Annotated in this window: 22 protein-coding genes; 16 read left to right on the top strand and 6 right to left on the bottom strand. The window is 70.1% G+C overall.

The genetic code is table 11. The features are described 5' to 3' along the window. The 8 genes from VM938_16545 to VM938_16510 all read left to right on the top strand — a co-directional run. On the top strand, nt 1-465 hold a 465-nt coding region (locus VM938_16545; protein HVF76648.1), incomplete at its 5' end, for a hypothetical protein. A 22-nt stretch (nt 466-487) separates the two neighbouring features. Then, nucleotides 488-1465, top strand: a complete 978-nt coding sequence (gene galT, locus VM938_16540; protein ID HVF76647.1) for a galactose-1-phosphate uridylyltransferase — start codon at nt 488-490, stop codon at nt 1463-1465. Between the two features lie 4 nt (nt 1466-1469). Beyond that, nucleotides 1470-2489 (top strand): aldo/keto reductase, encoded by a 1020-nt coding sequence (locus VM938_16535; GenBank protein HVF76646.1) that lies wholly within the window; start codon nt 1470-1472, stop codon nt 2487-2489. A 2-nt stretch (nt 2490-2491) separates the two neighbouring features. Then, the gene (gene galE, locus VM938_16530; GenBank protein ID HVF76645.1) at nt 2492-3454 is read left to right on the top strand and encodes a UDP-glucose 4-epimerase GalE; all 963 of its coding nucleotides are present in this window, start codon (nt 2492-2494) and stop codon (nt 3452-3454) included. Continuing rightward, on the top strand, nt 3451-4440 hold the full coding sequence (gene galK, locus VM938_16525; GenBank protein ID HVF76644.1) for a galactokinase: 990 nt from the start codon (nt 3451-3453) through the stop codon (nt 4438-4440). The genes galE and galK overlap by 4 nt, the downstream gene beginning before the upstream one ends. A gap of 81 nt (nt 4441-4521) precedes the next feature. Next, complete coding sequence (locus VM938_16520) at nt 4522-9495, top strand: Ig-like domain-containing protein (protein HVF76643.1); 4974 nt, start codon at nt 4522-4524, stop codon at nt 9493-9495. 48 nt (nt 9496-9543) lie between these two features. Continuing rightward, complete coding sequence (locus VM938_16515; protein HVF76642.1) at nt 9544-10299, top strand: hypothetical protein; 756 nt, start codon at nt 9544-9546, stop codon at nt 10297-10299. A gap of 17 nt (nt 10300-10316) precedes the next feature. Further along, the gene (locus VM938_16510) at nt 10317-10676 is read left to right on the top strand and encodes a PaaI family thioesterase (GenBank protein HVF76641.1); all 360 of its coding nucleotides are present in this window, start codon (nt 10317-10319) and stop codon (nt 10674-10676) included. On the opposite strand, the gene VM938_16505 is transcribed toward VM938_16510, so the two are convergent. Then, nucleotides 10663-10995, bottom strand: coding sequence for a hypothetical protein (locus VM938_16505; GenBank protein HVF76640.1), 333 nt, complete (start codon nt 10993-10995; stop codon nt 10663-10665). The two genes, VM938_16510 and VM938_16505, sit on opposite strands and share 14 nt — an antisense overlap. A 100-nt stretch (nt 10996-11095) precedes the next feature. On the opposite strand from VM938_16505, the gene VM938_16500 reads away from it, so the two are divergent. Next, nucleotides 11096-11596 (top strand): hypothetical protein, encoded by a 501-nt coding sequence (locus tag VM938_16500; protein HVF76639.1) that lies wholly within the window; start codon nt 11096-11098, stop codon nt 11594-11596. 210 nt (nt 11597-11806) lie between these two features. On the opposite strand, the gene VM938_16495 is transcribed toward VM938_16500, so the two are convergent. Next, a complete protein-coding gene (locus VM938_16495; protein ID HVF76638.1) occupies nt 11807-12073 on the bottom strand; it encodes a potassium channel family protein in 267 nt (88 codons plus the stop codon). Nucleotides 12074-12188: 115 nt separating this feature from the next. Here VM938_16495 and VM938_16490 point away from each other — a divergent pair, with 115 nt between their 5' ends. Together VM938_16490 and VM938_16485 are read left to right on the top strand one after the other, a co-directional pair. Beyond that, entirely contained in the window at nt 12189-12419 is a 231-nt protein-coding gene (locus VM938_16490) for a DUF433 domain-containing protein (GenBank protein HVF76637.1), read from the top strand. Next, the gene (locus VM938_16485; protein HVF76636.1) at nt 12416-12784 is read left to right on the top strand and encodes a DUF5615 family PIN-like protein; all 369 of its coding nucleotides are present in this window, start codon (nt 12416-12418) and stop codon (nt 12782-12784) included. Before VM938_16490 ends, VM938_16485 begins: the two co-directional genes overlap by 4 nt. Nucleotides 12785-13166: 382 nt before the next feature. Here the strand turns inward: VM938_16485 and VM938_16480 are convergent, their stop codons facing one another. Then, the gene (locus tag VM938_16480; GenBank protein HVF76635.1) at nt 13167-13916 is read right to left on the bottom strand and encodes an isocitrate lyase/phosphoenolpyruvate mutase family protein; all 750 of its coding nucleotides are present in this window, start codon (nt 13914-13916) and stop codon (nt 13167-13169) included. Then, entirely contained in the window at nt 13913-14581 is a 669-nt protein-coding gene (locus VM938_16475; GenBank protein HVF76634.1) for a winged helix-turn-helix domain-containing protein, read from the bottom strand. Before VM938_16475 ends, VM938_16480 begins: the two co-directional genes overlap by 4 nt. A 65-nt stretch (nt 14582-14646) precedes the next feature. On the opposite strand from VM938_16475, the gene VM938_16470 reads away from it, so the two are divergent. From VM938_16470 to VM938_16460, 3 genes are all read left to right on the top strand, one after another. Continuing rightward, nucleotides 14647-15417 carry a hypothetical protein gene (locus VM938_16470; GenBank protein HVF76633.1) on the top strand — a complete coding sequence of 257 codons (771 nt, stop codon included), beginning with the start codon at nt 14647-14649 and terminating at the stop codon, nt 15415-15417. 244 nt (nt 15418-15661) lie between these two features. Next, a complete protein-coding gene (locus VM938_16465; GenBank protein HVF76632.1) occupies nt 15662-15892 on the top strand; it encodes a DUF433 domain-containing protein in 231 nt (76 codons plus the stop codon). Then, nucleotides 15889-16257: a DUF5615 family PIN-like protein gene (locus tag VM938_16460; protein HVF76631.1), complete on the top strand. Its 369-nt coding sequence runs from the start codon at nt 15889-15891 to the stop codon at nt 16255-16257. The genes VM938_16465 and VM938_16460 overlap by 4 nt, the downstream gene beginning before the upstream one ends. Before the next feature lie 112 nt (nt 16258-16369). Here the strand turns inward: VM938_16460 and VM938_16455 are convergent, their stop codons facing one another. Further along, the gene (locus VM938_16455; GenBank protein HVF76630.1) at nt 16370-16768 is read right to left on the bottom strand and encodes a type II toxin-antitoxin system VapC family toxin; all 399 of its coding nucleotides are present in this window, start codon (nt 16766-16768) and stop codon (nt 16370-16372) included. Then, nucleotides 16765-16941 carry a hypothetical protein gene (locus tag VM938_16450; protein HVF76629.1) on the bottom strand — a complete coding sequence of 59 codons (177 nt, stop codon included), beginning with the start codon at nt 16939-16941 and terminating at the stop codon, nt 16765-16767. Before VM938_16450 ends, VM938_16455 begins: the two co-directional genes overlap by 4 nt. Before the next feature lie 242 nt (nt 16942-17183). On the opposite strand from VM938_16450, the gene VM938_16445 reads away from it, so the two are divergent. Beyond that, the gene (locus VM938_16445; GenBank protein ID HVF76628.1) at nt 17184-17426 is read left to right on the top strand and encodes a DUF433 domain-containing protein; all 243 of its coding nucleotides are present in this window, start codon (nt 17184-17186) and stop codon (nt 17424-17426) included. Next, entirely contained in the window at nt 17423-17782 is a 360-nt protein-coding gene (locus VM938_16440; protein HVF76627.1) for a DUF5615 family PIN-like protein, read from the top strand. The genes VM938_16445 and VM938_16440 overlap by 4 nt, the downstream gene beginning before the upstream one ends. Nucleotides 17783-18059: the final 277 nt, after the last annotated feature.

The raw sequence follows: 18059 nt of genomic DNA, 5'->3' as shown, positions 1-18059 counted from the left end.
TCGGCGGCCCTTTATTACCCTGTCCCCGTCGAGCTCGAGGCGCTGACCTCCGTGTGGGGCTCCACCGTCTTCACCTTCACCACCGACCACGGTGCCATCCCGAGCCTGCCCCGGCGGGCGGTGCTCGTCGCCGAGGACTCGACCGTGCAGGCAGCCGACGTCGTGGCCCGGATCGACGGGCAGCCGTTCCCCGACACGCCGGTCGTCATCGCCTACAAGCCGGTGCCCGGGGCCATGACCGGCACCATCCTCGGTGCCCACAGTGCCGGGGCCGGCCGGTTGATCCTGTGCCAGTACCGCGTGTGCGATCGGGCGTTGAAGGCCGACGCCGCCGCCTGCGCGTTGCTGGCCGACCTGGTGCGCTGGGCCACGACGCCCCGCCCGACCATGGAGCGCACGCCGCGGACCATGCCCGACGGCCGTTCGCAGACCTCCTACACCTGGATCGCGGCGGTAGCCCGATGACGCGGGTCGGGTGGGTGGGTAGATGACGGAGAGGCGGCTCGACCCCATGACCGGGCAGTGGCGCACGTTCGCCACCCACCGCCAAGACCGCACGTTCCTCCCCGCTGCGGGCGACTGCCCCCTGTGCCCCGGCGGCGTGGAAATCCCCGACCCGTCCTACGACATCGTGGTGTTCGACAACCGCTTCCCGTCGCTCACCCTGTCGCCGCCGCAGCCGTCGGTCCCCATCTCCGACCTCTACGCGGTGGAGCCCGCGCTGGGAGCGACCGAGGTCGTCGTCTACACCGACGACCACGACGCCACCTTCGCCGACCTGTCGGTCGACCGCGTCACCCGCATCGTCGACGTGTGGGCCGACCGTTACGCGGCGCTCGGCGCACGCGACGAGATCGACTACGTCTTCATCTTCGAGAACAAGGGCGAGGCCGTCGGCGTCACCCTGCACCACCCGCACGGGCAGGTCTACGGCTACCCCGAGATCCCCCCGATCGCCGAGGCCGAGATGGAGGCAGGCGCCCTCCACCTGGCGATCAACGGCACGTGCGTGGTGTGCGACGTGGTGGCCCGCGAGCGGGCCGAGGGCGTGCGGGTGGTGGCCCGCAACCGCACGTTCCTGGCCTACGTGCCCTTCGCCGCCCGCTTCCCCTACGAGGTGCACGTGACGGCCCACCGCCACGCCACCTCGCTGCTCGACCTGACCGATCCCGAACGGACCGACCTGGCCGAGCTGCTCGTGCTGGTGGCCAAGGCCTACGACGGCCTGTTCGGGTTCTCGTTGCCGTACGTCATGGCGCTGCACCAGGCGCCCACCGACGACGGCCAGTGGCTGTCGGTCAGCCACTTCCATGTGGAGTTCACGCCCATCCACCGCACCGCCGAGAAGCTGAAGTACCTGGCCGGCTCGGAGTTGGCGGCGGGCGCCTTCGTGAACGACACGGTCCCCGAGGAGACGGCGGCTCGATTGCGTGCTGCGCTCCCCACACCGGCAAGGAGCAACTGACTCGATGGAGACGCGACCGCTGGGCCGCACCGACCTGCAGATCACGTCGCTCGGCCTGGGCGCCTGGGCCATCGGCGGCGGCGAGTGGCAAGGGGGGTGGGGCCCGCAGGACGACGACGAGTCGGTGGCCGCCATCCACCGGGCCGTCGAGCGCGGGGTCAACTGGATCGACACCGCCCCCGCCTACGGGCTGGGCCGGGCCGAGTCGGTGGTGGGCCGGGCCGTGCGCGAGCTGCCCGAGGGCGACCGCCCGCTGGTGTTCACCAAGTGCGGCCTGGTGTGGGAGCCCGACGCCCGCACGGTGTCGAACGTGCTCGCCCCCGAGTCGATCCGCCAGGAGTGCGAGGCGTCCTTGGAACGGCTGGGCGTCGACACAATCGACCTCTACCAGATCCATTGGCCTTCGCACGACGGCACCCCCATCGAGGACTCCTGGTCGACGATGGCCGCGCTGGTCGACGAGGGCAAGGTCCGCCACCTCGGCGTCTCCAACTTCGAGATCGACCTGTTGGAGCGCTGCCAGGCCATCCGCCAAGTCGACACCTTCCAGCCCCAGTTGAACCTGCTGGTGCGCGACGTCGTCGACCGCACGTTGCCGTGGTGCCGCGAGAACGGTGTTGGCGTGATCGTCTACAGCCCCATGGGCTCGGGCATCTTGAGTGGCCGGTTCAGTGCCGAGCGGGCGGCGTCGCTGCCCGACGACGACTGGCGTCGCGAGCACCCGCATTTCACAGGCGAGGGCTTGGAGCGCAACCTCGACTTGGTGGAGCGGCTGCGGGCGATAGCCGAGGATGTCGGTTGCTCGGTGCCCGAGCTGGCCATCGCCTGGACCTTGGCGTGGGACGGCGTCGACGGGGCCATCGTGGGCGCCCGCAGCGCCGAGCAGGTCGACGGGTGGGTGGGTGCCGGCGCGGTGCGCCTCGACGCCGCCACATTGGCCAACATCGGCGACGCCCTCGACGCCACCGGTGCGGGCGAAGGCCCCACCGAGCCCGACCTCGACATCCCCTCGGCGTCGGTGTAGCGGTGCGCACCCTCGTCGTTGGAGGTGCCGGCTACATCGGCTCGATCGTGGCCGCCCACCTGGTGGAGGCCGGCCACGACGTGACGGTGGTCGACAACCTCTTGAAGGGGCACAAGGAGTCGGTGCCGTCGCAGGCGGCGTTCGTGGAGGTCGACATCCTCGACGCCCCCGCCGTGGCCGAGGTCGTGGGCCGCGGCTTCGACGCCGTCCTCCACTTCGCCGCCTTGTCGCTGGTGGGCGAATCGGTGACCGAGCCCGCCCGCTACTTCCGGGCCAACGTGGCCGGCACCCTCAACCTGCTCGACGCCATGCGCGACGCGGGCGTCCGCCGGATGGTGTTTTCGTCGACCGCCGCCACCTACGGCGACCCCGAGGAGGTGCCGATCGTCGAGACGGCGCCGACCAAGCCCACCAACCCCTACGGGGCTTCCAAGCTGGCCGTCGACCACGTCATCGGTTACGAGTGCGCGGCCACCGGCCTCGGCGCCGTGAGCCTGCGGTACTTCAACGTGGCCGGCGCTTCGGGTGGCCGGGGCGAGCGACACGACCCCGAGACCCACCTCATCCCCCTCGTGCTCCAGGCGGCGGCGGGCACCAGGGAGCAGGTGTCGATCTTCGGGACCGACTACCCCACCCCCGACGGAACCGCCGTGCGCGACTACATCCACGTCGATGACCTGGCCCGCGCCCACCTTCTGGCCTTGGAAGCCACCGACGAAGCGGGGCACCGCATCTACAACCTGGGCAACGGCGCCGGGTTCTCGGTGCGAGAGGTGATCGAGGCAGCCCGACGGGTGACCGGGCGCGACATCAAGGCGGTCGAGGTCGGGCGGCGGGCAGGCGACCCCGCCGTGCTCGTCGCCTCCAGCGAACGCATCCGGGCCGAACTGGGCTGGGTGCCGGAGAAGCCCGAGCTGGAGACGATGATCGCCGACGCCTGGGCCTTCGCCACCTCCACGCCGTGAGGGCGCGGGCGCCGGGCCGGGTCAACCTGATCGGCGACCACACCGACTACACAGGCGGGCTCGTCCTGCCCATGGCCGTCAACCTGGAGACGGTGGTCGACGGCACTCGCGAAGGCGACCACGTATCGCTGGTGTCGGCCGACGAACCCGAGCGGGCCTTGGTGTCGTTGTCGGTCGACGACCCGGCCGCGGTGTCGCCGCCGTGGGCCCGCTACGTCGCCGGCGTGGTCGCCGTGCTGCGCCCTGCGACGGGGGTGCACGGGACCGTCTTCTCGACGTTGCCGCTGGGCGCCGGGCTGTCGTCGAGCGCGGCCCTTGAGGTGGCGGTCGCCCTCGCCGTCGGATTCGAGGGCACCCCGCTGGAGTTGGCGCACGCGTGCCAGGAGGCGGAGCAGCGGGCGTCGGGTGTGCCCTGCGGGATCATGGACCAGCTGGCCTCGGCGGCCGGGGTCGAGGGGCACGCGTTGCTCATCGACTGCACGACCTTCGAGGTCATGCCTGTCCCGGTGCCCGACGGCCTCGACGTTGTGGTCGTGCACTCGGGGGTCGAGCGGGGCCTGGGCGGCACGGCCTACGCCCAGCGGCGGGCGGAGTGCGAAGCCGCCGCCCGGCAGCTCGGCCCGCTGCGCGACGCCACCCTGGCCGACGCGGAGGGCATCGACGACCCCGTCATCCGCCGCCGGGCCCGCCATGTGGTGAGCGAGAACGCGCGGGTGCAGGCCTTCGCCGAGGCCCTGGCGGCGGGACGCACCGGCGACCTGGGGCCGCTGATGGCGGCGTCGCACGCCAGCCTGCGCGACGACTTCGAGGTAAGCATCCCTGCCCTCGACGACCTGGTCGAGCACTTGGCCTCGACGCCCGGCGTGCTCGGCGCCCGCCTGACCGGCGCGGGGTTCGGCGGCTGCGTGGTGGCACTGGCCGAACCAGGGGCGGCCGTCGACGGGTGGCGGGTGCGGGCGGCCACAGGCGCCACGGTCGAGAATTAGCCCCGCGAGGCAAGAGATTGGCGGGCGATGACCCCACCTGTACCCTGACCACCATCAGGGGGCGAGAGACCAGGGGTCATCATGCGCAGTGCTACGCGGGGTTTTGTCGTTCGGCGGGCGTTCAGCCTGCTCGCGCTCGTTGTACCGACGTTGGCGGTACTGGGGCTCATCGGGGCGCCCAGCCCTGCCGAAGCCGTCACCACCGGCAACGGCTATTGGTTCGTGGCGTCCGACGGGGGCATCTTCAGCTACGGCGATGCCGGCTTCCACGGATCGGAAGGCGGCAAGCCGCTCAACAAGCCCATAGTGGGCATGGCCGCGCACCCTTCGGGTGAGGGCTACTGGTTCGTGGCCTCCGACGGTGGCGTCTTCAGCTTTGGCGCGGCCACATTCTTCGGCTCCAAGGGCGGCGAACCCCTCAACAAGCCCATCGTCGGCATGGCCGCGACCCCCACCGGCAACGGTTACTGGCTGGTGGCCTCCGACGGCGGCATGTTCACCTTCGGCGATGCGGGCTTCTTCGGGTCGGAGGGCGGCCGACCCCTCAACGCCCCCATCGTCGGCATGGCGAGCACCCCCAGCGGCGCCGGCTACTGGCTGGCTGCGTCGGACGGCGGCATGTTCACCTTCGGCGATGCAGGCTTCTTCGGATCCCAGGGTGGCCAGCCGCTCAACGCGCCCATCGTCGGCATGGCCGCCACCCCCACGGGCGGCGGCTACTGGCTGGCTGCGTCGGACGGCGGCATGTTCACCTTCGGCGATGCGGGCTTCTTCGGGTCGGAGGGCGGCAAGCCGCTCAACGCCCCCATCGTGGGCATGGCCTCCACTCCCACCGGCAAGGGGTACCGCCTCGTCGCTTCCGACGGCGGCATCTTCACCTTCGGTGACGCCGGGTTCTTCGGCTCCCGCGGCGGGCAGCCGCTGAACGCACCCATCGTCGGCATGGCGAGCACGCCCAAGCGCACGACCCCCACCGTCACCATCAACCAGGCGTCCTCGCAGGACGACCCGACCGGGTTCCCGGCCATCCACTTCACGGCGGTCTTCTCCGAGCCGATCGTCGGCTTCACCGGCGCTGACGTGGTGACAGGCGGCACCGCAGGCGGCGACAAGTGGGCCTTTGTCGAAGACATGGGCGACGGCCGCACCTTCGACGTCACCGTCATGGGCATGCAGACGGCCGGCACCGTGACCGCGACCATCCTCGCAGGGGCAGCGACCGACCAGTTCGGCAACGCCACGGCGGAGGCCACGTCGACCGACAACACCGTCGCCTTCGAGCCTGACGACCCGACGACGACGGTGTCCGACGCGCCGGGCCAGGAGGACCCGACCGACGAGACGACAATCGACTTCCAGGTCGTCTTCTCCAAGCCGGTCACAGGCTTTACCGCCTCCGACGTGATCCTCAGCGGCACCGCGCCTGGCACCAAGACGGCCACCGTCACCGGAAGCGGCACCACCTACAACGTGGCGGTCACCGGCGTCACGGGCAACGGCACAGTCACCGCACGCGTCCTCGTCGGCGCCGTCCGCGATGCCGCGGGCAACCCGAACACCGCCTCCAACATGAACTCCATCGAGGTTGACCGCATCGCGCCCAGCGTCGCCGTGGCCAAGGCCGCGAGCCAGGAGGACCCGACGAACGAAGGCGCCGTCGACTTCACGGTGACGTTCTCCGAAGCTGTCACCGACTTCGACGACGCCGGTGACGTCACCATCGGCGGTGGGGCAGGCGGCGCCAAGACCGCCACCATCACCGGCTCGGGCACCACGTACAACGTCGCCGTGTCGGGCATGAGCAGCAACGGCAGCGTGACCCTCGCCGTCCCGGCGGGCGCCGCCGCCGATGCCGCGGGCAATGCCAACACGGCGTCGCCCTCGCCCGCCTCGGTGGAGTACGAGACCACCGGCCCGACGGTCACGGTTGGCAAGGCCGACCTCCAGGACAACCCGACTGACGACGAAGCAGTCGACTTCACCGTGACGTTCTCCGAGTCCGTCGGTGACTTCGACGACGCCGCCGACGTCACCGTGGGCGGCACTGCCAGCGGCACCAAGGTCGCCACCATCACCGGCTCGGGCACCACCTACAACGTCGCCGTGTCGGGCATGACGCCGGGCACAGCCGGCACCGTCACCGTCGACGTGCCCGCCGCGGTGGCCCAGGACGTTGCAGGCAACGACAACGCGGCAGCCCCTTCGGCGGCCTCGGTCGCGTACGACGACGCGGCACCGACCTTCGACAGCATCATCTCCTCCGGTGGGTCGCGCGACGTCGAGGCGACGTTCAGCGAGCCGGTGGTGTGCAGCACGGTGCAGGCCGGTGACTTCCTCGCCACCGTCAACGGCTCCCCGGTGGCAGTGACCGGCGCCACGTGCGACAGCACCACCGATGCCACCGTCACCGTGACCCTGGCATCGGCGCCCAACGGCGGCGCACCGGTGGCGGTGCAGTACGTGGGCGACGCCTCCCCCGTCACCGACCCCGTCGGCAACGAGGTCGCTGCGCCCACCACTCGCACAACGACGGCGGTGACCTCGCTCACCGTCACGGTGAACCAGGCCGCGGGCCAGCCCGACCCGACCAACGAGACGACCATCGACTTCGCCGTCGTCTTCAGCGCACCGGTCAGCAACTTCACCTCGGCGGACGTGACCGTCGGCGGCGACGCAGGCGGGACCAAGACCGTCAACGTGACCGGCACAGGCGCCACGTACAACGTGGCCGTGTCGGGCATGACGACCAACGGCACGGTGACGGCCTCGGTCGCCGCAGGCAAGGCCTCCGACTCGGCGGGCAACGTCAACGCCTCGTCGACGTCGACCGACAACAGCGTCGACTACGACGGCACCCGGCCCTCGGCCACCATCACCAGGGCGGCCACCCAGGAGAACCCGACCGACGGACCCGTCATCAACTTCACCGTCGTGTTCTCCGAGGCGGTGTCCGACTTCGACGACAACAACACCGACGTGACCATCACACCCGGCACCACCACCGGCACTCCGTCGGCCGTCATCACCGGCTCGGGCACCACCTACAACGTGGCCGTATCCGGCGTCACCGGCGACGGCACGCTGAGCGTGTCGGTGCCCGCTGACGTGGCCATCGACACTGCGGGCAATTCCAACACGGCGTCGCCCACAGCGGCCACGGTCACGGTCGACAACACCGATCCCACGGTGACGGTCGACCGGGCCGCGGGCCAGCCCACGCCCACCAACGAGTCGTCGCTCGAGTTCACGGTGACGTTCTCCGAGCCCGTATCAGGCCTGACCGGCAGCGACTTCACCCTGGCGGGCGCGGCTGCCGCCACGACGGTGACGGTCACCCAGACATCGGCCAGCGTCTACACGGCATCGGTCACCGGCATGGCCAACGACGGCACGGTGACACTGACACTGCCCGCGCAGCGAGTGGAGGACACCGCAGGCAACCCGAACCAGGCCTCGACCACCACGGGCACAGGCACCGACACCGTGACCCGCGAGACGGTGCGGCCCACGGTCACGGTGAACAAGGCCTCTGGCCAGGCCGATCCCACCAACGCCTCGCCCGTGCAGTTCACCGCTGTCTTCTCCGAGCCGGTCACCGGCTTCACGGCGAGCGACGTCACGGTGACCGCACCCGGCACCGAGACAGTGACCGTTACCGCCGGGTCGCCGACCGAGTACACCATCTCGGTGGCAGGCATGGCCGACGGCGACGTCATTGCCATGGTCCCCGCCGGTGGCGCCTCCGACGTGGCGGGCAACACCAACGTCGATTCGACCTCCACCGACAACAGTGTCGCCTACGACACGACGCTGCCCACGGCCACGGTCACCAAGGCAGCCACCCAGGAGAACCCCACCGACGAGAACGTCGTCGACTTCACCGTGACCTTCTCCGAGGTCGTGAGCGACTTCGACGACGACGCCGATGTCGTGATCGGCGGCACCACGGCAGGCGCCGAGGAGCCCGACATCACCAACAGCAGCGGTGACGGCCGCACCTACAACGTGGCTGTCAGCGGGATGACGGCGGGCACAAGCGGCACCGTCACGTTGGCGGTGGGCGCAGGCGTGGCCCGTGACGCCGCGGGCAACCTCAACGCCGATGCCGTCGAGAGCGGCAGCGAGGTCACCTACGACGACATCGCCCCGCAGTTCACCGGCATCGCCGCCGAAGCAGGTTCCACCACGGTGGTAGCCCAGTTCGACGAGGCGGTCCTGTGCGGGACCGTGGCGGCGAGCGACTTCCTCGCCTCCGTGGGCGGCGTGCCTGCGGCGGTGACGGCGGCCGCGTGCACGGCACCGTCCGACGGCAGCATCGAGCTCACGCTCGGCAGCGCGCCGGGCAACAGCGACAACGTGGTCGTCACCCTCACGGGTGAGGTCACCGATGCTGCGGGCAACGCCGCACCGACCACATCGCGCAACGTCGTCGCCACGCCGCTGAGCGTCACGGTCACCCCCCATGCGGACCAGGAGAACCCCACCGACGAGACCTCGATCGAGTTCACCGTCATGTTCTCCAAGCCCGTCACCGGCTTCACCGCTTCCGACCTCAACGTCTCGGCGCCGGGAACCGACGCCGTCGCCGTGGCGCCCACGACAGGGCCTGCGACGACCTACACGGTCACCGTCTCCAACGTGTCAGGTGAAGGCGCCGTCACCGTCGCGGTGGCTGCCGGGGCAGCGCAGGACGCGGGCGGCACCTCCAACCAGGCGTCGAACACCGCCACCGTCACTCGCGACACGACGGCGCCGACGTTCACGAGCGTCGACGTCACCGCCGGCAGCGCTGACATCGTGGTCACGTTCAGTGACGACATCGACTGCGCCACCGTTGCCGCGGGCGACTTCACGGTGACCTTCAACGGCAGCGTGCCTGCAACCGAGTCGAGCATCGGCGGCTGCGCCGGTGATGACGACGTGCTCACGCTGACACTGCTCACACCGGTCGCCGCCAACACGGTGGTCACAGTCGACCTCACCGGCACCATCCAGGACCCCATCGGCAACACCGTGGCCCCGGCCACACGTGCGGACACCGCCACCGTCAGCTGATCGTGGTGCCATTCGACCGAGGGTGCCTCACCGGTACCCTCGGTCGGGATGGCTTCGGTGGGGTTGAAGGCGACGGCATTCCTGCTTGCCGCGATGGCGGCGCTGCCTGCCTGCGCGTCCAAGCCACGCCCGCTCGCCGTCGACCCGTCGTTGCCCGCTCCCGCCGAGGCCACCGCCCCGACGTCGGCAGCGCCGACAACCACGGCGCCCCCCGCCCCGGCCCCGACGACCACTGCGCCGCCTGCACCGACGCGGGCCGTAGTGGAAGCGCCGTGGACCCCGATGGCCACGGTCGGGCCGATCACCCTGGTGCACCCTTCGCGACGGGTTGAGCGGGTGGGGTTCCACGAGTCGAACCACGACGGGGCGCAGCACCTGGCGCCCCTGGCGACGGCGGCTGCGCCCACGACGCTGGAGGCGCGGGAACGGGGCACCGGGGCACGCACGGCGGCCGACGTGGTCGTCGACCCCGCCGTCGAGATCCGTTCGCCGGTGACCGGTCGGGTGAAGCGGTCGGGCGGCTATGTCCTCTACTGCAAGCACTCCGACGACTACGTCGTCATCGCGCCGGACGCCCAGCCGACGTGGGAGGTCAAGGTCCTCCACATCGACGGGGTGCGGGTGAAGGCGGGCGACCGGGTGGTGGCGGGCGTCACCGTGCTGGCACCGCGGGCGACGCAGTTGCCCTTCGAATCACAGGTCGACGAACTGCGCACGGCCGACCCGGCGTGGCCCCACGTGCACATCGAGGTGGTCGACCCGGCGATCAAAGACCGTCCCACGCCCGGTGGCGGCTGCCCTTGACGGGTAAGGCCTCCGCCATGGACAACGGCGGGTTTCGGGAGACGGTCGGGTTGGAAGTCGTCGACGGCTCAGGCGACCAGGTGCAGGTGGTGTTGGAGGCCGACGAGCGCCACGTCAACCCCTACGGCACGGTGCACGGCGGTGCTCTGGCGACGTTGGCCGACGTGGCCATGGGCACGGCGGCGGCCACCGGAGACAACCGCCCGGTCACCATTGAGATGAAGGTCACGTACCTCGAAGCGGCCCAGCCCGGCCGGCTCACGGCGACGGCCACCGTTCGGCGCCGAGGCAAGCGCATCATCATCGTGGAGTGCGACATCGACGATGCCGACGGCAGCGCAGTTGCCCACGGCATCGCCACGTTCACCGTCGTCTGACGGGAAATTCCCGGCACCACCCGGTTGATCCGGGGCCGAAGACGTACCTTTCTGCCATGAGCTTCACGCGGCGCTGGCGACGCAAGCCCACGTTCACGGCAGCCACGCTGGCGGCGTTGTTCGCCGGAACTGCGTGCGGCTCCCCCACGCCGGCCGTACCCCGAGCCGGTGACACCTCCACCACGACGAGCTCCACGACGTCTCCGCCGTCGTCGACCACCTCGTCGTCGGAGGCAAGCACGACGACCACGAGCGGCCCTCGACAAACGGCTTCCAGTACGAGCTCCACGACGTCTTCGTCCTCGCCGACCACGACCACCAGTGGGATGCGGTACCCCTACTGCGAGACATACCCGGACGGCACGTCGATGTGCGTGACAGACGGCCGTCCGCTCCGCCGCCGTCGTCGGCGTCGCGGCGTGCTGCTCCCGTTGGGCGGCGACGCGGGCGATGCCGACGCCCGTGGCGAGTACGCCTCCGTAGCCTCGTTCGGCGAGTTGGCGCTACGGCTGATGGCCGTGGGCGCGCCGGTCGAACTGGTCGAGGCCTGCCATCGGGCCGCCCTCGACGAGATTCGCCATGCCCGTCAGGCCGACGCCCTGGCCGACCGCACCCGGCCCCGCTTCGGTGCCATCCCCGAACTGCTCGGGCGACGCATCGGCGGTTCGGCTCGATCGAGGCGGGCGCAACTACGGCGGATCGCCGTGGAGTCGTTCACCGACGGCTGGCTGAACGAGAGCGCGGCGGCGGCCCGACTCCGCCAGCGCGCTGAGGCCGCCACGGGCGACGCCAGAGCAACGCTCCTGGCCATGGCCGCCGACGAAGACGGCCACGCCGAGCTGGCCCGCGACATCGTGACGTGGTGCTTCGACGAAGACCCCGCCGCCGTCGGCCCCGCGTTGGCCGCGCTCGCAAGCTGAGTCGCGCTGGTCGATCTGTGGTGAAGCAGGGCTTCGTGAATCGCACGACGAGGGCCAACGTGGAGCGCCAACGCCAGTACATCCGCGAGCACGGGGAGGCTCCGTCGGGTGAGGTAGTGGGGTAGCCAGGCTGCGTGGTGGCCGGGGAACGTGTCGACAGGCCTTGTCGTGTCACCGCCGGCGGTGACCCCCCTGCCCACTTGTCTCAGGTCACGAGTCCGTTGCACCCGTTCGCATGAGGAACTCGGCCACCTTTGCCGTTACGACGGCGAAGGTGCTGATCCCCACAACCATGGTCACGGCTCCGATCACGCGGCCTGCGGCCGTGACGGGGTACACGTCTCCATACCCCACGGTCGTGATCGTGGTGGACGACCACCACAGGGCATCGAAGAAGGAGTGCACGCGCCCGTCGGCACCGACATCCTCCGCAAGCGTGAAGCCGACGGCCGACGTGAGCCAGGTCAGGCCGGCCATGGCGAGGGCGAACGCGGCAGCGTGGCGCCGAAGGATGGTCCGTCCTTCGGCCCTGCTGCCTTTACGGCCGCTCCGCTGCGCCACCGCGTACGCTGATGAGCGACGGGAGGACTCCATGACCTTCGAGCGCATCACCGTGGAACCGGACAAGATGGGCGGGCAGCCGTGCATTCGCGGGCTGCGGATTCCGGTCGCGACGGTCGTCGTGATGGTGGCCGACGGTATGAGCCCCGAGCAGATCGTGGATGAGCTCCCCGACCTCGAAGCGGCGGACGTGGCCGAAGCACTCCGGTACGCCGCTGAGGCACTCCGCGAGCGAGAGTTGCCGCTCCGCCGGCCTGCGTGAAGTTCCTGGTCGACCAGAACCTGTCGCCGCTCCTCACTGCGGGTCTGCGCGACGCCGGGCACGACGCAGTTCACACGCGAGATCTCGGCTTGCAGCAGGCGAGCGACACGGTCGTGTTGGCAACGGCAAGCGATCAGGGCCCCATCGTCGTCTCCGCCGATACCGAATTCGGGACGCTGCTCGCTGCCAGTCGAGCAGACGGTCCCTCAGTGGTACTCGTCCGCCGCCCATCAGATCGGTCAGCGCGTCAGGTCTTGGCGCTCATCCTCGCCAACCTCGACGCTGCGGCGGATGCGCTCGCAGAAGGCGCAATTGTGGTCTTGGACGCGGAGCGGGTTCGGGTGCGGCGCTTGCCGCTCTACTGAGGCCGGAGGGTCACGTAGACGGGCAGGCCGGTTCGAGCAATGACTGGTTGTGGACTTGACTTGTCTATATAGACATGCGGCGGGATTGGTCCACCACCGTCAATGCCGGGATTCCTAGCGTTTCGTGGCATGGCCACTCCCGCCCGACACGTCACCGTCATCCGACCCTCGACCGCGGAGGCAAGGCGATCGGAGTCCTCGCCTCGATCCTCTGAGGCTGCCCCGCGCCCGCAATCGAGTGAACGCGGCCGAATCGCAATCGCGCCGCGGCTCTTATGTACTAACACCCTTTGGCCGACCGTTGAGGGTCAGGCGCTCACCCTCAGCGCGCCCTCTTCCGTGCTGCGCTCCGGCGACGGTGACCGTTGAGTGTCCGTGGACCTCAAGCCTGTCCGTCGAGTCGTGCCGACTCCGCAGCGGCCAACAGTGCCGTCGCGAGCCGCCGGAATTCTGCGTAGGCGGATCGGGCGAGGGCGCCCCCGGTCGAGACCCGGCGGACGCCGGCGGCGGCGAGTTCGGGGATCGAAGGCCCGCCCGACAGGATGAGCACGTTCACCGGCACCCCCACCTCGGCCACGACGGTCGCGATCTGGCTCAGGTCGACAAGGCCGGGGGCGTAGACGACATCGGCCCCCGCGTCCCGGTAGGCGAGCAGGCGGGTGATCGTGTCGTCCAGGTCGCCGGCGCCGTAGAGGAGGTTCTCGGCCCTGGCCGTGAGGACGAGATCCTCGTCATGCGCGGCGTCGGCGGCGGCCGCCACCCGCTCGGCGGCCACCTCGACAGGGTTGATCACGCCGGCGAACGGGTTGAAGTCCTCGATCGACAGGCCCGCGGCTCCCGTCGACGCGAGCCGGCGCACAACGGGGCCGATGCCCACGATGTCGGCCGAGAAGCAGTACTCGGCATCGACGTTCAAGGGGACATCGACCGCGGCCACCACGGCGGCGGCGTGCGCGACCAGTTCGTCGAGGGTCACTTTCTGGTCCTCTTTCCCAAGACTGGCGGCGTGGCCCGAACTGGTGGTGGCGAGGGCCGGGAACCCGAGCGAGGCCAGAGTGGTCGCCGAGCCGATGTCCCAGGGGTTCGGCATGACGAAGATGCCGGTCGCGTGGAGGTCGCGGAAGGCCGTCACGGCGCGTCGACGCCGAGTTCTTCTGCGAGCGAACGGCGGCCGGCGGCGGTGATGTCGAGCCGCCTCGCCTCCTGCGGCGAGCGCCGGAGCCAGCCGCGGGAGACCATCGTCGCCAGCAGCGCTGCGCCGGCCGCGCCGCCGAGGTGGTGGCGGCGCTCGGTCCAGTCCAGGCACGTGCGCACCAGGGGCCGAGACGAGGTGCTCGGGAGCTCGACCTCGAGGCGCGCGAACAGGTCGCACCCGGTACCCGTCAGGGCCGCCCCGTCGGCCTCGATCTCGATTGCGCCCAGCTCGGCGAGGCGGTCGAAGACCCGGACGCCAAGCTCGCCCGCGAGATGGTCGTAGCACGTCCGCGCCGGGCCGATGCGCCCGCCGTTCGGACGCACAACGGGCACGGGGGCGGCCGTCACCATTGACTCGATGAGCGTGGCCACCTCGGCCCCCGCGAGCCCGAAGTAGCGGTGGCGGCCCTGGGAGACCACGGTGACGAGTCCGGCGTCGATGAGCACGCCGAGGTGCTCGCTTGCCGTGGAGGGCGCGATCCCGACGTGGCGAGCCAGCTCGGTCCCGGTGTGGGCGGTGCCGCCCATGAGCGCGGTGACGAGGTCGGCCCGGGCCTGGGCGCCGAGGGCGGAGGCGACCGTCACGAGGCGCTCGGAGTCCATCTCGACACCGTAGGCACCCGACGTTTCGGCGCGCTCCGAAACGTGCCTCCCGTACGGTCGACGTCGTGGACGCAAAGGCGCAACTCGTCGACTGGCTCGTCCCGGCCCCATTGACCGGCTCGGTCCAGGCCGGAATGGCCCGGTTCTCGGAGGGCGACGAGCACTCGCGACGGCGCGCAATCGCCGACTCTCGGCTGGCGATGCTCGATCCCGCCCAGCTTCGCGGGGCAGCACGCCGATGTACTGCGGCGAAGATCGCCGGCCGTGATGAGGTCGAGATCATGTCCGAGCTGGCGCGGACCGTGCCGGTGGCCGTACTGGCCGCCGCCTTGGGGGCGGCGGACCCCGATACCGCCGTCGCCGCCACCCGTCGGCTGTGCCTCGCCCTGGCGCCTCCCGAGGGATCGAGCCCGAGCTGTGGGTGGCCGGAGGTCCGCGAACTCGCAGGGCTCCTCGGGCTCGACCACGACGTCGACACCGACGAAGCCGTGAACGTGGTCGCCCTCCTCTTTCAGGCCATGGACGCCACCGCCGGGCTCATAGGCAACGCCCTCCGGGCTGCCGCCGGGCCGCCGCCCGTGACGGTGGTTCGCACGATGCGCGTGACGCCGGCTGGAGACCACCGCGCCGTCGGCCTCGAGGCCGCCGATCCGCCGCTGCCATTCGGCGCCGGTCGTCACCGCTGCCCGGGCGAGGCCCACGCCCTCGCTCTCGCGGCCGGGGTCCTCGACGCGTTGGATGCCGCAGGCGCTGTGGTCATCGACGCGCCTGACGCCGACGAACCGCGGCTGAATCTCCGAATCCCGACGGTTGTCGCGGTACGTCTCGACCGCTGAGCCGACGTGCTCGGGCGAGGTCGAGCCCACCTAATCCTCCGGGAATCCACCCGGCAGAACCCGCAGATGCAGTGGGTGAGGTGCGAAACAAAGACTGAGAAACCCGCGGGAACCGCAGGTCACGAGCCCAGTGGACCTGGGTTGTCATTGGACGAACCAGTCACTCGTGGTAGCTGGTCGTGCCCTGGTTGTGCCGTAGCCGAACTCCGCGGTCGGCTGCGGCCGCGCCACGTACCATGACAGCGTGCCGTTTGAACGCATCTCCGTCGATCACCAGATCATGGGCGGCGTTCCCTGCATCCGCGGAACCCGCGTCCCTGTGGCCACGGTCGTCGGCATGCTCGCCGAGGGGATGACGCCGCACGAGATCCTCGACGCCTATCCGTACCTGGAGGCGGACGACATCCAGGAGGCGCTGGAGTACGCCGCGGAGGCCGTCCGCGAGCGTGAGCTCCCGCTCCGGCGAGGCGCTTGAAGTTCCTGCTCGACGAGAGCGTCTCGCCTCTCGTGAAACAGCCGCTCCTTGCTGCGGGGCACGACGTGATCCACCTTCATGATCTCGGCTTGCGAGGCGCCCCTGATCCCGCCGTCGTCGACGCCGCGGTGGGAGCCGGCCGGGTACTCGTCACGCTGGACACGGACTTCGGAGAACTGGTCACCCGAGCGGGCTCGCACCTGCCGAGCATCGTCTTGTTCCGAGGCGCCGTGACCAGACGTCCCGACAGGCAGGCGGCGCTCCTTCTGGAGAACCTCGATCAGTTCGAGGTGGACCTCGATGCGGGGGCGGTGGTCGTCATTGGCGACGACCGCGTGCGGGTTCGTCGCCTGCCCATCGAGTAACCGGCCGCACCCCAGCCGCGAAGTGCCCGGTTCGAGCAATGACTGGTTGTGGACCTGGGTTGTCATTGGACGAACCGGCCCATGCTCGTCACCAGGCCGCCACTCTCCCTGCCTACGGGGTGATCACTTCGACTCCCAAGGAGGGCGCTCGGGCGAGTGCTACGTCCGCCGTCACCAACGGAGCGCCGAGGTGGCGGGCGAGTACGACGTAGAGCGCGTCGTTCACGACAACGTTGTGACGGAGCGCCCACGCCTCGTCCAGCAGCGATCGGACCTGGACGCGTCGGACCGGCGCCGCCAGGAGTCGGTCGAGTGCCACAGCAGCACGAGCGCCTGACAGCCTCCCGTGCATCTCCGCACGTCGGAGTGCCGCCGCCACTTCCGCGAAGTAGATCTCGGGCACCCACTCGACCACCGGCCGAGGAACGCGTGCGACCAACGACTTTCCCCGTTCGGTCCCCAGGAGCACCTCGACGCCCGCAGAGGCGTCGACGACGACCGGCGTAGTCAAACCTCGCCTGCCTCCCGAGCCTCACGAAGAAGCTCCGCGGCACTCGTGCCCAGGTCGACGGGTTCGTCTGTAGCGATGACATCGAGCCACTCGTCGAACGTCATCGTCGGCTCCTCGTCCTCGATGAGGACGACCACGGGATCGTTATCGAAGCGCTCGGCGGGACGGGCCATGCAGAAAGCGTACCCAGCGAAGTTAGAAGGAGCGGGCGCTTTCGCGCATCGCGGCCGAAGCGGGGAAAGACCGGTTCGTACAAAGACAAGCAGAGTGGGCCTAACTGAACAGAATAAGAACCTTGGCCTGACGGTTGCCGCGGTTCCAGTGCGGCTCTCGCCACGCCACGAGAAGGTGCGCCGAGACGGCTAATGGTCTCGAACGAGTAGATCGACACTGTTGGCGTGGGATGATGGGGGCTGTGGCCAACGAGCTTCTCGACCTCATTGACGCCGACCCGGCGGTCGTCCACGGGCAAGCCCGGTTCCGAGGAACGCGCATCCCCGTCAGCGTCGTACTCGACTGCCTTGCGGTCGGGATGACAGCCGAGGAGATCCACGGGCAGTACCCGTCGTTGCCGGACGAGGCGGTCCGTGCCGCCATCGCATACGGCGCGTTACTGGCACGCGAAGAGTTGCACCCGCTGGAGCCCATGCCTCGGTGAGGCTCAAGCTCGACGAGAACCTTCCAGACGAGGCGCGGGTCGCCGCAGTCGCACTGGGCCACGATGTCGACACCGTCGTAGATGAGGACCTTGGCGGTGCCAGCGATCCTGAAGTCCTTGCAGCCGCGCTGCGGGACGACCGGTTCGTGATCACCCTGGACCGCGGGTTCGGAGACGTCCGCCGCTACCCGCCCGGCACCCACGCCGGCATCGCCGTCCTTCGGGTGGACTCGCAGGACGCACGGACCGTTGCCGAATCGTTGACGACGTTCCTCGGCAACGACGCTCTCGGCGACCTCCGGGGCTGCATCGTCGTCGTTCGGGGCCACCTCGTCCGCATCCGCCGCCCGGACTGAGAGCCGCTGCGACCCACCAAAGGTTCTTATTGATGAGCGAGTGGGCGTAACAGTGCCTGATCCCATGACATAGGCGACATCTGTGTCAGGACATAGGAGACACCCGAGCCGAGGAGTCTCCTGTGGACATGGGGCGGTACCTGGTCGAGGCGCACCTGCGCGAGGGGCGGTCGGTGGCCGAACTGGCGGCGGCCCACGGTGTGCACCGCAGCTGGATCTACAAGTTGCTGGCCCGCTACCGCGCCGAGGGCGAGGCCGGGTTGGCTCCGAGATCGCG

It is taken from the genome of Acidimicrobiales bacterium (genome assembly GCA_035536915.1).
In the GTDB taxonomy this organism is placed as follows: Bacteria; Actinomycetota; Acidimicrobiia; order Acidimicrobiales; family JAHWLA01; genus JAHWLA01.
This window is presented reverse-complemented; position numbering and strand designations above follow the sequence as displayed.